Genomic DNA, 15481 nt, shown 5'->3' with positions numbered 1-15481 from the left:
TTGATTATTAAACGGAAATGACTACAAAAAGAAGTCACAACAAACCCATTGAAAATCTTGGGGTGGAATTTATTAAGTCAATTGTTAAAAGCCACAACTGCATATATCAAGCAATAAGCTTGAATAACGACCAAGGCAATGACTGCTTCATCGAATTTATAGATAATAATATTGCGACCAGCTTTTGTGTATTTGCTCAAATCAAGAGCGGTAAAAGCTATAAAGATAAAACAGGATATAAAATACCAGCAGACCTTGATCATTTGCAATATTGGAATAATCATCTTTTGCCAATCGCCGGAATAGTTTTCGATGTAGAATTGGAAAGAGCTTACTGGGTTAACATAACTGAATATCTTAAGATCAACCCTCAAATTTTGCTAAACAAATCACATAATATACGGGTGGATAGAAACAACGAACTTTCGCTGAAAACCTTTCCGTTATTCAAAGAACATTTTACCAATTACAGCCGGGATTACAAAAACTACGAGAACTTTGGTAGAAGCTTGGAGGCATTTACAAATCTTTCTCAGCCAGACATCTGTTATACAGGGTTAAAGTCATTATTTGCAAACCATAGGGAAAGACAAGCATCTTGGTATTACATCATTTTAAATTTTGCTAACATTAATGAAAAAGGCATTCAAATTAATATACTTGGGATGCTAAGTAATTATTTGGACAATTCAACCGTTTTTTGGAATTCGGAGGATTATTTGCATTATCAAGCATCAAGCATTCGACTTAAAATTGCAGAATTTATCAACGAATTATTTACTCCCAAAGCAGTAAAGGTATCACTATATTTTTTGAAAGAGGGTATCGCAAAAGGTTCGTTTAGTTATTTAGTTTTTTTGGTACTAACCCAATTAAATGATATTCATAATATTGTTTATCAATTTTCTTTGGATGAGAACCTACAACTTGATGAAAGAAATAAATTGTTTTGGCTTTATATTCATTTCGCTCAACATCACTCAGTAGATAAAACAATTATTGACATTGATAACTTTTTAGTTAGATATCCTAATAATGAAGAGGCCTATTTGTTCGAAGGTATAAAAGAAACGCTTCTTAAAGAGGGCTATATCCAAACAGGATAACCAAATGAAAACGATAAATAGTACAATTCCGCTCATCAAGCCTAAAGCTCTTTCCTGTCTGAAAAAAAACTCACCTACTATTTGTCGCAGTTGAAGCCAACTTTCAAATCTCCTTTAAATCCCTTAAATTAATCTTGATCAGGGACTGGACTTTTCGACGCTTTTCTTAATTGCATCTGCTCATGTTCTTTTAACAGCCGTTTAAACTCTAAACTATGGGCTGTTGCAAAGTCATTATTTGGATTAACGCTAACATTTTCGTCATTCCTGAATTCTGCACCATCGGACCAGTTATAAGAACCCGATACGACTACTTGGTTGTCGATTACACAAAACTTATTATGCATGATCCCTCCCCGCGAGCCACGCATTTCCACAACATTAAATCCGGTAAGATCAACGCCGTGCGTTTTATTAACGCCATCTTTAAAGATGATGATCCTGATCTCTAAGCCTTCTTGCGATTTTTGTACCAATTTCTTTTGCAGACGTTCGTTGGTGAACCAGGCCATTGCCAACCAGATCGATACTTTAGCCTTATCCAAAGCGTCAAGGACTTTTGCTTCAATTTGCTGAAAATGAACCTGGCTGGGCGATATACTTACGGGCGCTGCGACGTTGCCGAGGATCACATATTTGCCGTCCTGCGAACCGACAGAATAATGGTCTTTCAAGATCAAATCATTGATCTCTTTTACAGTATCTTCGCTTTCGGCTTCATTAACCACCATGGTCAACAGTTGGATGATCGCTTCCTCATTGATCATGTCCAGTCTTGAAGCGACATAATCCTTTTTATACATCGATTGCTCACGTCCAGGATAGGAAGGCAAAGTACCTTTCCAGGCATCGCGTACACCCAAGTTTACAAATATGTCTAAGAGTGCCCTTCCCTTTCGTTCCTCTGCATTCTGTTTGCCCATGATGTAGGGTACTAGTTTTTGTTTGGTATCGTCTTTAAATGGCATCGTGTCTGTTTTAAGATCGCTAAGTTAACAGGTTTGTTTCAGTATTAGCCCATCCACGCATCCCCCTCATCCATATACTGCGTCAGCAACTCAGCTAACGCTGGAACTGGCTCCGGGAAGCTTTAACAATACCGACTATTTAACCATCTTAAAAGTGTCCTTTAAAACGGCTATAGAGGTTTAAATAAACCTCTTTTTGTGTCATTATTCCTGGCTGAAAAAAAACAAAAAACCAAGCTAAATCAGCAAGTCACATTGGACATCGTCTTACCCAATATCCAAAACGAAAAACATTTTTTTGTTTGCAAAATAAATCGTATATTTAGGTATTAACGTTCTAAAACAACATCAAATTGATTTAAACAATTCGGTATACTTCGCGGTATACGTCTTAAATTTGATGACCTAACATGCTGATAATAAGAGCTTTATCTCTGCTGGTTCGAGTCCCAGCGGGATCACAAAAGGCGCACTAAGGTGCGCCTTTTTGCATTATATAGCATCTTATACCGCTTTTACTTCCATAAACTCCATCTTCACTCCATTTCACTGTGATACCGGGATAGGGCCATATATATTAGCGGCATAAATGATCACCCAATCCCCAGCACAATGAAAAAATATACGCTCCTGCTATCCCTGTGCATTACCTGCATCGCGGCCAAGGCGCAGCTAAACCAGATACACGATAACATTACGTACAAAGCGCTATACTTTAGCCAGGCATGTAAGCTTATCGAAACCACACCGGGCTTACTGATCCTGGATGTACGCTCACCCGGCGAGTATGCCGATACCAGTAGCAGCATCACGCTCAACATCGGCCATTTAAAAGGCGCGCGTAATCTTTCTATCGATTCTGTAGAGAAGCATTTAAGCGAGTTGGAACCTTATAAAAACAAGCCCATACTGCTTTATTGCTCACATAGCCAGCGCAGCAGGGTGGTAAGCAATTTTTTGGGCGAGAAGGGCTTTACCCAAGTTTACAGCCTTAATGGCGGCATGTCGCTGGTCAACAAATCAACCGACCAGGAATTTCCGCTTAAAAAGAAGTTGTATACCACCACCACACCTTACCGGCTTATCGAATCGGCCGATGCATATCGTTTTATCCAAAACAAAAACAACCTGGTGATCGATATCCGGCCTGCCGCTCAGTTCAATGGTACCGACACTACCGAAGCCAACAATATCGGCCGCATTCGTGGCGCTGTAAACTTCCCCCTAACCGACCTCGATGCCGAGGTAAGTAAACTTAGCAGCAATAGATCGCGCGCTATCCTTATCTGTAATCTTGGTGGTCCCGATGCGGTTAAAGCTGCTTTAAAATTCACCTCGGCGGGCTTTAAAAATGTAAACGTGCTTTTTGAGGGACTGTCCACCTTTATCCAGAACACACCATCGGTCAATCAAAAATTATATTTTGCCGTGCAGCCAAAGTACAAGGTGATAGGCCCTAAGGAAACGATCACGCTGGTTAAACACACTCCGGGGTTAATCGTTGCTGATGTACGCGCCAGGGCCGAGTTTGAAAATAAAGACAAGCTGGTTTACCATAATTTGGGGCATATTACCAAAGCCTTAAACTTTAGTCCCACCGAATTGGATACCTACTTAAATGGCAAACCCAAAACAAGCCCTATATTGGTTTACGGATCGAACATGCCCGGGCAAAACGGGCTAACAGCAAACGAAATAAGCAAACGCCTGGCGCAAAAGGGGTATACCAACGTTCACCTGTTTTATGGCGGCATGTACGGCATGGTATGGACTGTTACCAATATAGAAGATTGCAAGGATGGTTGGCCAATTCTAACCGATCATAAAGGATTATATTAACAGGAGATCGGTTTTATACCTTCCTGTTAGGCGCAATAACGTATCGGCCATTCAACCTCACCCGGTCGTTGCTTCGCTCGACCACCCTCTCTCCGCTATGCGGAAAGAGGGGACAGGGTTTTCGATACTGCTCCTGCCCGCTGCCCCGCGCAGCGAAGAGCGGGCCGACCAGCGTAGCGTAGTCGCGGTGAGTAAATACGCCATGGGTATGTGCGTAGCTACTAAATATTTCTTACAAAATAACCGTAATTTAGATCAGCTAACCCAGCAAATGAGCGGCATACTAAAAACTATCATTACCCTGTCTACCATGTTTGTATTTGCCAGCATTGGCATTTACCTGTATTACATTTACGATAGCTTATTCAGCAAAAGCAATCTCAGCCGCTTCACCAAAAAGGCCATTATCATATCGGCGGTGTGTTTTTGCTTTTATGTAGCGCTGATGCCCTTTTATCCGTGTTATAACCGCTTCAGTTCCTTTCAGAGTTATTTTATCAGTTTAGGCTACCATATCCTGCGCTCCACATTTTTTGTATTCGCGCCGGTGGCGATAATTCTGTATATCCAGCGACAGTTAGAGATCAGGAATGTACCGCTGATCAAGCAACACCTGGTAATAGTTGGCGCGATATTTCTTTGCCTGACATCAACCAATATCTGGATGCGCCTGCTGATAGATGAGCCCGATGCTACTTATACCATCATGTGGACGTTCATGTTATCCATGTTCCTTAGTGGTATTGTATCGGCGCTTTACCTCACCATCACCTATACGCAACAAGCCCAAAAGCGCCTGCAATATGAGCGGGACCTGGAAATATCACGCCTGAACGAGCTAAAGTCTAAAGCCGAACTGGACGCGCTGCAAGCCAAGATCAACCCGCACTTTTTATATAATACACTTAATTCTATTGCTGAGTTATCGGTATCGCAAGGACTTAAAGCCCGGCAAATGACCATTGCCCTGGCCGACCTTTTCCGCTACAGCCTGAACAAGCAGGACGAAGCGCAGATCACCATCGCCGAGGAAGTGGAGATGGCCGAGAATTACCTGCTGATAGAAAAGATCCGTTTTGAAGACCGCTTACAGGTAGCCATATCCGTTGCCGATGAAGTGAAGCACCTACGCATCCCTAAATTTATTTTACAGCCATTGGTAGAGAACGCGGTAAAGCACGGCTTAAAAGATCCAGACAAAACAGGGTTTATCAATATCAGCATTATGGGCAACCCTAAAATTATAAATATAGTGGTGCACGATAATGGGTGCCCGTTTCCCGAAGACTTGCAGGCTAGCTATGGATTAAGGAGTGTGATGGATAAACTCAATGCCTTTTATCCCCGCCGGCACGATATCACTTTTGAAAATATGCCTTTAAAACAAGTAAGTATCACTATAAATTTAGGCTGATGGATAAATTGCTGAAAGCCGTTATTATTGATGATGAACCACCCGCCCGCCGTATGTTGAAGGAGCTGCTGGCAGCACACCCTACCATTATCCAAATAACAGGCGAGGCCAGTAACGGCCACGAAGCCATCAGCATAATTAATACCCAACGGCCCGATGTATTGTTTTTAGATATCCAGTTGCCCGATATGCTGGGCTTTGATATCCTAAGCCAATTGAACTACCAGCCTTTTGTAATCTTCACCACGGCTTATGATGAGTATGCCGTAAAGGCCTTCGAAACCCTTTCGGTAGATTACCTGCTTAAGCCTATTAAGGATAGTCGCCTGCAACAGGCCGTAAACAAACTGCAACAATTTACCGGTGGGAAAAGCACCCCGTCGGTATGGAGCGAGTTTGAAGATCTGCTGGAAAAAGTAAAGCCGCGCACCGAGATCAAAACGCTATCGGTTAAAAAGGGCAACAAGTTTACCCTGGTGCAACTGGCTGATGTGCTATATTTTGAAGCTTACGATAAATACACCTTTGTACACATGCAAAATGGCGAAAAGCTTTTTTGCGATCACATGTTAGCCATCCTGTCTGAAAGATTGTCTGCCGATTTTATCCGGGTGCAGAAATCGTACATCGTTAACAAGCAAAAAATAGTGGAGATCCATAAGTACTCCAACAACCGGTTTACCCTGGTGCTTAACAACCGGGATTTTACACGAATAGTTACCGGGCCATCGTATCATGAATTGGTTAGGGAGGCTTTTGGTGTTTGATGTCTTCTATAAACTCTCGTAAAAGCAGGGATGTACAGGATGCCTTTCTGGTTTTTTCTTTGTCAATTTAATCCATCAATTATAAATACCGGCGCTAAGCATCGGGATAACTTATTCATTTTCGGAGGATACTAAAACACCATTTATGGCAATGCATAAAATATTGGGCTGCGCGGCTTTTTTATTGTTAACCTTATCGCTAACCCAACTGCGCGCACAATCCACGCAGGAGCCGGAAAAGGACAAGCGCAGTTTTAAGATCTTCCAGTTTCCGGCCGATAAGATACCGCGCATTGACGGCAATACCGACGACTGGGCCATGGTGCCCGACAGCTTCGCGGTGGGTATCGATCAACTGCGCGACGACAATAAGCACTTCCTTAAGGCCGACCCGAAAAACCTGGACGTAAAGGTGAAGGTGGGCTGGGTTAAAGGCGAAAACCGACTTTACTTTTTGTACGAAGCCTACGATAACTACTGGGACTTTTCGCTGCCCGATCTGCATAACGATATTTTTGAAGTGGTGGTAGATGCCGACCGCTCCGGCGGAACATTTATTGACGAACTGCACCCCAACAAAGATATGGAAAAGTGGGAGGCATACTTTTCATTCCATGGCGTGCACGCGCAAAACTATCACATCTTCACCCCCGCAGTGGGTAAGGATTGGGCGTTGGTTTGGGGCAGCCAGCCCTGGATAAAGAAGCTACCTTATGCCAACGCGGCCTACAATTACCACTTTAAACCCGGCGAGAGCGGCAAGCTGATACTGGAATTTTTCATCACCCCGTTTGATTATGCCGGCACCGAAGGGCCTGTTCGCGCGGTGCAATCCAACCTGTACGAGAATAAGATCATCGGCATGAGCTGGGCGGTACTTGATTATGACGATGTGAACGACAAAAGCAAGCAGGGCTTCTGGAACCTATCGCATCAGCATAAAATGTATGGCAATGCCGATTATATGCTGCCCTTTAAACTGATGCCGCTGGATGAGCGCTACCGGAAGTCGATAGCGGCCGATTGGTCGTTCAAGGTAGTGGATATGAACCGACGGGTGGTGGCTTTTATCGATGAATCGGAAGGGAAGGTAAACTCCTGGCATTGGGATTTTGGCGATGGCACCTCATCCGCCGAGCAATACCCCTATCATCAATACAAAAATGCCGGGAAGTATGTGGTGATACTGGATATCGAGGGGTCGGCCGGTAAATCGCGCCGATCGAAGGTGTGGGATGTTGCCGTAAAATAGAATCATCAACCAATAAAAGCCTTCTTATGATACGCAAGTTTTTCTCACCGGGTTTAAAAACAACCTTGCTTTTAAACGCAAGTCTATTGCTATTTATCATCGCCTGTAAACAAAACACGGCGACAAATAGCTCAACAAACAGCAACAACAGTTCAACTATCCCTCATTTAGAAAAGCGGGGTGTGGGGAAGCAACTGATTGTCGATGGTAAGCCATTCCTGGTACTGGGTGGCGAACTCCATAATTCAAGTGCTACCAGCGCGGCTTATCTTAATCCATTGTTAGCCAAACTTGATACCATGCACCTGAATACCGTATTGGCCGCCATTACCTGGGAGTTAACCGAACCACAGGAAGGCAAATACGATTTCGCGCTGGTGGATAGCGTACTTAACGGCGCCCGTAAAAACCATTTGAAGGTGGCCCTGCTTTGGTTCGGTACCTGGAAGAATGGGCTATCGCACTATGTGCCCGAATGGATGAAGACGGATTACAAGCGCTTCCCGCGGATGCATATTAAAGGCGGTTACCCGGTAGAGGCCATCAGTCCGTTTTGCACGGCCGCCATGCAGGCCGATGCCAAAGCCTTTGCTGCCATGATGAAGCACGTAAAAGAAGCCGACCCGCAACATACCGTAATTATGATACAGGTAGAGAACGAGGTAGGCCTCATCGGCGATAGCCGCGACCGTGGCCCGCTGGCCGAAGCGGCTTATCAGCAACAGGTGCCTGCTGAGCTAACAGCCTATCTGCAAAAAAATAAAGACCTCCTGTTGCCCGAAACACAAAAACTGTGGAGCGCCAATGGTTCCCGCATCGCAGGTACATGGTCCCAGGTTTTTGGCAATAGTGCGCAGGGCGAAGAGGCGTTTATGGCCTGGCACTATGCCAGATATCTTAACACAGTAGCAGCAGCAGGCAAGGCGCAATATAACCTGCCTATGTTTGTAAATACCTGGATAGTACAACCCGATGACAAAGGTCCGGGCGACTACCCAAGCGGAGGCCCACAGGCGCAATCGCATGATATTTGGCGGGCGGGCGCTGCGGCCATCGACTTGCTTACGCCGGATGTTTATTTGGATGATTTTGATGAGATCGCCAAATTATACAGCCGCAACAATAACGATCTGTTCATCCCCGAATCGAAGGCGGATGAGCATGGCGCGGCCAACGCCTTTTTACTCATCGGCAATTACCATGCTATCGGTTACTCTCCCTTCGGCATAGAGAACCGGGTGAAGGACGCGGTTAAAGGCCCTATCCCCATGGCCTATCAAACATTGCAGCAATTGGCCCCTGAGATACTGGACGCACAGGCAAAAGGCACCATAGCCGGTGTATCGTTAAACCCTTACAAAGGCATGCAAACGGTTAACCTGGGCGGCTACCGGCTTGATATCAGCATACGGACTAACCGCAACGGCAGCGAAACACATGAAACAGCTTACGGCATCGTGATCAGCAAAGGGAATAACGAGTTTATTGTAGCTGGAGCCAACATACAGATCAACTTCTATCCGCTTACGCCCGGCCCTGCTTATGTGGGATACTCGGTGCTTGACGAGGGTAAATACATTGATGGCAAATGGGTGCCGGGCAGGCGATTAAACGGGGATGATATTATGCTGAACTATCACCTGGCCGAAGAAGCTGCTGCAAAACGCACAGGCAGTGTGGTGCGCACTCTTGGCGATTCGCCACAAATTATGAAGCTTAAGCTATATCGTTTCGAATAAGAAAACAACCGGTATGCTCAATTTTCTAACACCCGTGGAATACTTTCCGGGTGTTTTTTATTTTCAACCGGTATATAAGCATCCTTTATGACAACCATTTTGCTTAAAAGTGCGTACTTTTGCACTGAACACAATGAACAAAATTTTGTTTTTTGCGTATAAAAGGACAACTACCACCGATCAATATTTGATCTTGATCTTTAATGAAAAGTACCTCGCCGGGCGGCATAAAAAATTGCAGGAATAAAGCGAGCTCTTGTATTGACGATGAGTGCATATAAAAGGACATTACTAACATTAGCGATCCTGTTTGCCGCGATTATTCCCGCGCTTGGCCAATGCATATCGGATGCTACGATAACAGCCGATAATGGCGGCGTCCTCTGTTCGGGCAATAATATAACTTTAACCGTTCATGTAACCGGCGGCACAGCGCCTTATTCGTATTCGTGGAGCACGGGCGATAACACAGCTGTTATTAATGTTAATAAGCCAGGTACTTATACTGTGATCATTGGCGACAGCACGCCCGGCTGTACAAGCATAATAAGATCTTTTACCGTTACATCAGCGCCAACACCCGCCCCGCCAACCGCACCGGGCGTTGTTGTTTGTAAGGGCAACCCTGCTACCTTGCAGGCTACAGCGCCCCCCGGCGCCATTTTTCAATGGTACGATTCTAACGGCAGTTTTTTAGCCCCGGGCGCTACTTATACCACCGGCCCTATCACCGCCAACACCTTTTTTTATGTTGACGCTACCGTTGGCGGTTGCACTGGCCCCCGCGCGCTTGTACAAGTTAGCTTGAGTGCCGACCCAACCACCACAGGTGCTAATATATGCGCAGGTAATACGGCTACAATAACAGCTGCAGGAGGCGATAGCTACACATGGTACGATGCGCCAACAAACGGCAACCAGGTAGGGCAAGGGCCATCGATAACCGTCTCCCCGCCTGCTACTACTACTTATTATGTTGTTGCAGTAACCAACGGTTGCGCCAGCGCGCCCATACCCGCGACAGTTACAGTAACCCCCTATCCGCAATCGCCGGTAACTACTTTTCCGGGCACTCCTGTTTGCCAGGGTTCATCGGTAAATTTGCATGCCAGTGTAGGCGATGGTGGTACCATATCCTGGTACGATAGCCCTACCAGTACTACCCCATTGATCATTAGCCCCGATTATTCAACACCTGGATTAACAGGCACCATTACCTATTATGCCGAAAACGCATTAGGCCAGTGCACAAGTCCGCGTGTACCTGTTACCATAACCGTAATCCCTATTCCGGATGCGCCTACGGTTGCACCCGCTACCGCCTGTAATGGTACAAGCGCGGTACTAACTGCATCTTCACCATCGGGCAATAGTTTTATTTGGTATGCCGACGCGGCAGGTACCACTCCGCTCCCCAATAATACAGCCAACCCCTTTACTACTCCAATACTTACTGCCACAACCACTTATTATGTGCAAACCGTTAATGGCGGTTGCTCCAGCGGCCTTACGCCGGTAACCATTACCGTTAATGATAGTCCGCCCGCGCCTACGGTGGCGCCGGTATCTCAGCCATGCCCCGGAACGGCAGCTACTTTAACGGCCATAGCCCCCGGTAACGGTACTTATAGCTGGTATGATGCAGCAACAAACGGTAACCTGCTTTTTTCAGGTGACACCTATACACCCATAGTATCCACCAATACTACTTTCTATGTACAAATAACCGATGCCACAACGGGCTGTACCAGCAGCCGCACGGCGGTGCCTGTTACGGTACTACCCGCAGTAACACCACCTACTGTAAACCCGGTTACTACCTGTTATAATACCCCTGCAACACTTACAGCAACAGGTTCTGATAACTACCAATGGTTTGATGCCGCAGCCGGGGGCAACCAGCTTACCACAGGCGACACATTCACTACAGATCCCCTAACAAGTTCTGTAACCTATTATGTGCAAACCATTGTTAACGGCTGCGCCAGCACGCGTACTCCGGTTACTGTAACGGTAACACCGGTACCGCAACAACCAACGGTAAGCGGCGGGGCTACCAATATTTGCCCGGGCACGCCAACCACACTTACAGCTTCCGTTACCGATGGAGGCACTATTAAATGGTATAATGTGGCTACCGGCGGAACCGTATTAGGCACCGGGAACAATTTTACGCCTACGGTTAATTCAACAACCACCTATTATGCCGAGAATAACTTAGGTACCTGCACCAGTACCCGCGCCAGCGTACAAGTCACTACCACGCCGTTCATATCTCCACAGTTCCAATATCCATCGGCAACGGTATGCCAAACGGCAGGTTCTTTTGCACCAACTATAGGTGAACCAACCGGTGGCACATTCAGCGCCTCGCCGGCTACATTGGTTATTAACCCCACCACCGGTGTAATAAATGCCACCGCCAGCCCGGTTGGCAAGTATACCATAACCTTTAAAAGCAATAACTCGTGCCAAACCATTAGCCAGGCCACGGTATCTATTGTGCTTAATCCTGATGCTACGTTTACTTATCCCAACCCATCTTATTGCAATGTTGGCACTCCTAACCCGGCACCTGTATTTCCCGGGCTTGCCAGCGCGGGAACATTCACAGCATCATCACCCGATCTTGTTTTTACAGATGTAAACACCGGTGTTATCGATCTGACAAAAAGCAAACCGGGGACATATACCATTTTTAATAACATACCACAAACCGGCACCTGCCTACAGGCCAATGCCTCTACAAGTGTCACCATCAACGAGGGAGTAATTATCAACGCCGGCCCCGATCAAAATGCAGGCTATGGATTCTCTGTTCAACTGGCCGGTACGGCAACCGGGGCGCAGGGTGTCAGGTGGACTACCAGTGGCACAGGTATATTTGATGACGATAAGCTGCTTAATGCTAAATACACCCCCGACCCCGGCGAAACAACGGTCACTTTAACCCTCACCTCTACATCTGCAGCAACATGCGGTACCTTATTAGATAAGATGGTGATCAATATAGCGGCAAGGCCCACTGCCCCCGACGTTATGACACCCCAGCCTGCATGCGATGGCAGTAAGACTGTTTTAGCGATAAAGAACCCCACGCCGGGAAACATCTATAATTGGTTCAATGTTCCTGTTGGCGGTACAAGTTTGTTTACGGGCGATACCTATACAACAGGCCCAATTGACAATACCCATAATACCTTTTATGTGCAAACTACCGTATTGGGCAACACCAGCGCCCGTACACAGGTAATTGTTCCCATCAATCCTATACCAGCACAACCTGTAGCACCACCGCAAAGTATATGCTATGGTACACAAGCGATATTAAAAGCAAGCGGTTCGCCCCAGGGGTATGAATGGTATGCAACAGCGGTTGGCGGGGCGCCGCTGTCTCCAACCGATACCTATACTACCCCCAATTTATTTGGCAATACCGCATATTATGTACAGTCGGTTAACAATGGGTGTGTTAGCCCGCGTATCCGCGTTGATGTAACCATTATCCAGCCGCCGAAATTTACCAGTTCCGCCACAGATATGGTTTGCAGCGGCAGTTTACTTACTTACACCCCTACCACAAATGTAGCGGCTACTTTTACCTGGGACAGGCCGGCCGTTGCAGGCATCAGCAATGCCACAGCTTCGGGAACATCGGGAACCATTTCTGAAACATTATTAAATGAAACAGCTAACCCGATCAAGGTAACGTATAATATTACCGCCACTACACCACAGGGGTGCAGCACTGTATTACAATATATAGTTACCGTGAACCCTTTTGGTAAAGTTTTGAGCGATAATAAAGGTAGCGTATGCAATGGTGTGCCTCTGAATTACGAATTTAAGTTTAGCCATCCCGGTGTAGCATTTAGATGGAGCAGGGCAGCGGTTGCCGGAATCAGCAACTTACCTGTATCAGACCAGGCGGCCAATCCGATAAAGGAAAGCTTATTTAATACCACCAACGCGCCGGTTGATGTAACCTACGTTTTTAACTATACCGAGGGTAATTGCCCGGGCACATTTACGTATGTGGCTACTGTAAGCCCAGCTATAACGGTAAGCAGCACGTCCTACATGGATGTATGCTCGGGCATAGCATTTAATTATAATATCACCTCAAGCGCGCAGGGCGCCACCTTTAAATGGAGCAGGGTATTTGCAGATGGGATAAGTAATGCCGTGGTAACCGATGCGACATCTGAACAGATTAACGAGGCATTGCACAATACAACTAACAGCATAGTGTATGCCACTTATTTTATTACGCCCATAGCCAATGGTTGTGAGGGCCCGTCGTTTCGGTTTGTTGTGGGTGTTTATCCTGTGCCTGTTGCCCCCCAGGCTTATAGTAATTCGCCGGTTTGCGCAGGCAACACCATTTTTTTGCAAACACCGGCTGTACCCAATGCCACTTATCAGTGGACCGGGCCAAACAATTTTTTAAAAAATGAACGCAACCCACAAATTCCTAATGCCACCGCAGCCAATGCCGGCACCTATCATCTTACTGTTATCGTTAATAATTGTCCCAGTCCGCCTGCATCAATAGATGTAAACATTAATGCCCCCCCTGTTGTAACCGTGGGGCCCGACCAAACCGTTTGCATCACACAAAACATAATTAACGTAACAGGTAATGTATCAGGAGGAACAACCACGGGTATATGGACCAGCAGCGGATCAGGCAGCTTTTCTTCGCAGTCTCAGCTAAACACACAGTATATGCCATCGGCGCAGGATAAAGCCAATGGCAGTGTGGCGTTAACGTTAACTTCAACTAGCAGAGACGATTGTACACCCGATGCCAAAACTACCGTTATTACCTTTGGCCCTACACCTGCTGTAGATGCCGGGCAGGATATGGACGCCTGTTCGCAAAACCCCATCCCCTTAAGCGGGGTTGCTTTAAAAAATGGCCCGGTTACCTGGAGCACCTCTGGAACGGGAACATTTACACCCTCGGCAAAATCGTTAACCGCGAGTTATATGCCAAGCCCGGCCGACGCAGCTAACGGATCGGTTAAACTGACACTTACCTATGATAATGCTACCGTATGCGATATCCCATCAAACGATGTGGTGATCAAACTGATCCCGCCGCCAGTAGTTGACGCGGGTGGAACAAGGTTTGTATTGAAAGATCATACAATTACATTAGAACCCAACATCCCCGGTGGGGATACAAATCTGAAATACTTATGGACACCAAATATTGGGCTTAACGATAATACGATTAAAAACCCGGTAGTAACAGGTGGGGATAAGGATATATTGTATACCCTAACCGTAACCGATAGCAGAGGTTGCGCCGGCTATGACGAGGCCCTTGTCAAGGTCTCTCCGGTAATAAATGTGCCTAATACCTTTACGCCCAACGGCGATGGCGTTAACGACTTCTGGGTCATAACAGGTTTAACAGCCTATACAGATGCTAATGTGGATGTATATAACCGCTACGGTAAATTGCTGTACCATTCTGTTAGCTACCCCAAGGCGTGGGATGGCACCTACAATGGGCAGTTGCTGCCTGTGGGCACCTACTATTACGTTATCAGGCTAAATGTGAACGGACAGGTATTATCAGGGTCGGTTAGTATACTGCGGTAATAACCGCAAACTATTCCAGTTCGGCATCAATATTAAGAACCACCTCGGTAGCGTCATCGTTAATAGTTTTGCAGGGGTTTGAAAACTCTTTCAATCCCTCAACACCGCGTTCCAGTAAATAGCCGCCACCTACACACTCGGCTGCTTTTTTGCGCGTTTCAATATCATCGCCAGGGATATGCATTACAGTTGTAACCGATAATCTTTTACCTTTCAACGAACCCGGGTCGCCAATGGGTTTACTAATAATATCGCCACTCTCACCGTTAGATCTTACCACTTCGGCACTCCAGTCGGTAGGGTTTGAGGGGTCGGTAATTGACGCGGTTGACCGGGCGGGCACAGGCGAAGTTATAAAAACAGAAAGCAGGATCGGCTCTCTGCTGCTCCCTATGTTATACGTATTATACATATGCGTATCTTTAGTAAATAGTAATGCATACCGGTTGCTGTTTACCATAAGCAAAGGAGCAGCCGGTATGCAGTATTGGATATTTAAAAAATAAGGGGATTACCAGCCGCCGATCAAAATATCGCTTATGGTGATGTTGGAAGTTGTTGTTGGGTCTGTCTCATGCCCATCACCCTTTTTAACTGCAGCATTTTGCTGATATTTACATACTGTTCTTAATTTAGGAATAGTTAGCTTAGCGTTTACTTTTTTCATGACTTTGAGCGTTTAATTTTGATTGAAATTAGGCTCATGAACAACAGGAATAAAAGTTATTACACCAACTCAACTATAGTAAGGACAAACAACGCTTTAGTGTAATATTTCAATGG

General features: G+C 45.9%; 10 protein-coding genes. 7 read left to right on the top strand and 3 right to left on the bottom strand.

What is annotated here, in order from left to right:
* Nucleotides 1-17 precede the first annotated feature (17 nt).
* The gene (locus HQ865_RS00710) at nt 18-1106 is read left to right on the top strand and encodes a DUF4365 domain-containing protein (protein ID WP_173413041.1); all 1089 of its coding nucleotides are present in this window, start codon (nt 18-20) and stop codon (nt 1104-1106) included.
* 128 nt (nt 1107-1234) lie between these two features.
* On the opposite strand, the gene HQ865_RS00705 is transcribed toward HQ865_RS00710, so the two are convergent.
* The gene (locus HQ865_RS00705) at nt 1235-2074 is read right to left on the bottom strand and encodes a phospholipase D-like domain-containing protein (protein WP_173413040.1); all 840 of its coding nucleotides are present in this window, start codon (nt 2072-2074) and stop codon (nt 1235-1237) included.
* Nucleotides 2075-2686: 612 nt separating this feature from the next.
* Here HQ865_RS00705 and HQ865_RS00700 point away from each other — a divergent pair.
* The 6 genes from HQ865_RS00700 (at nt 2687) to HQ865_RS00675 (ending at nt 14698) form a co-directional block, all read left to right on the top strand.
* Nucleotides 2687-3913 carry a rhodanese-like domain-containing protein gene (locus HQ865_RS00700; protein ID WP_173413039.1) on the top strand — a complete coding sequence of 409 codons (1227 nt, stop codon included), beginning with the start codon at nt 2687-2689 and terminating at the stop codon, nt 3911-3913.
* A gap of 97 nt (nt 3914-4010) precedes the next feature.
* The gene (locus HQ865_RS00695; RefSeq protein ID WP_173413038.1) at nt 4011-5327 is read left to right on the top strand and encodes a sensor histidine kinase; all 1317 of its coding nucleotides are present in this window, start codon (nt 4011-4013) and stop codon (nt 5325-5327) included.
* Nucleotides 5327-6094 (top strand): LytR/AlgR family response regulator transcription factor, encoded by a 768-nt coding sequence (locus HQ865_RS00690; protein ID WP_173413037.1) that lies wholly within the window; start codon nt 5327-5329, stop codon nt 6092-6094. Before HQ865_RS00695 ends, HQ865_RS00690 begins: the two co-directional genes overlap by 1 nt.
* A gap of 145 nt (nt 6095-6239) precedes the next feature.
* Nucleotides 6240-7346 carry a PKD domain-containing protein gene (locus HQ865_RS00685; RefSeq protein ID WP_202020436.1) on the top strand — a complete coding sequence of 369 codons (1107 nt, stop codon included), beginning with the start codon at nt 6240-6242 and terminating at the stop codon, nt 7344-7346.
* 26 nt (nt 7347-7372) lie between these two features.
* Nucleotides 7373-9085: a GH35 family beta-galactosidase gene (locus tag HQ865_RS00680; protein ID WP_173413036.1), complete on the top strand. Its 1713-nt coding sequence runs from the start codon at nt 7373-7375 to the stop codon at nt 9083-9085.
* A 267-nt stretch (nt 9086-9352) separates the two neighbouring features.
* Nucleotides 9353-14698: an Ig-like domain-containing protein gene (locus tag HQ865_RS00675; RefSeq protein WP_173413035.1), complete on the top strand. Its 5346-nt coding sequence runs from the start codon at nt 9353-9355 to the stop codon at nt 14696-14698.
* Nucleotides 14699-14708: 10 nt separating this feature from the next.
* On the opposite strand, the gene HQ865_RS00670 is transcribed toward HQ865_RS00675, so the two are convergent.
* Together HQ865_RS00670 and HQ865_RS00665 are read right to left on the bottom strand one after the other, a co-directional pair.
* Entirely contained in the window at nt 14709-15110 is a 402-nt protein-coding gene (locus tag HQ865_RS00670) for a hypothetical protein (protein WP_173413034.1), read from the bottom strand.
* Between the two features lie 99 nt (nt 15111-15209).
* The gene (locus HQ865_RS00665; RefSeq protein WP_173413033.1) at nt 15210-15365 is read right to left on the bottom strand and encodes a hypothetical protein; all 156 of its coding nucleotides are present in this window, start codon (nt 15363-15365) and stop codon (nt 15210-15212) included.
* Between the last annotated feature and the right edge of the window lie 116 nt (nt 15366-15481).

Origin of the sequence: Mucilaginibacter mali (assembly GCF_013283875.1) — a bacterium.
GTDB lineage: Bacteria > Bacteroidota > Bacteroidia > Sphingobacteriales > Sphingobacteriaceae > Mucilaginibacter > Mucilaginibacter mali.
Note: the sequence above shows the minus strand (reverse complement) of the source record. Positions and strands in the feature narration are given on the sequence as shown.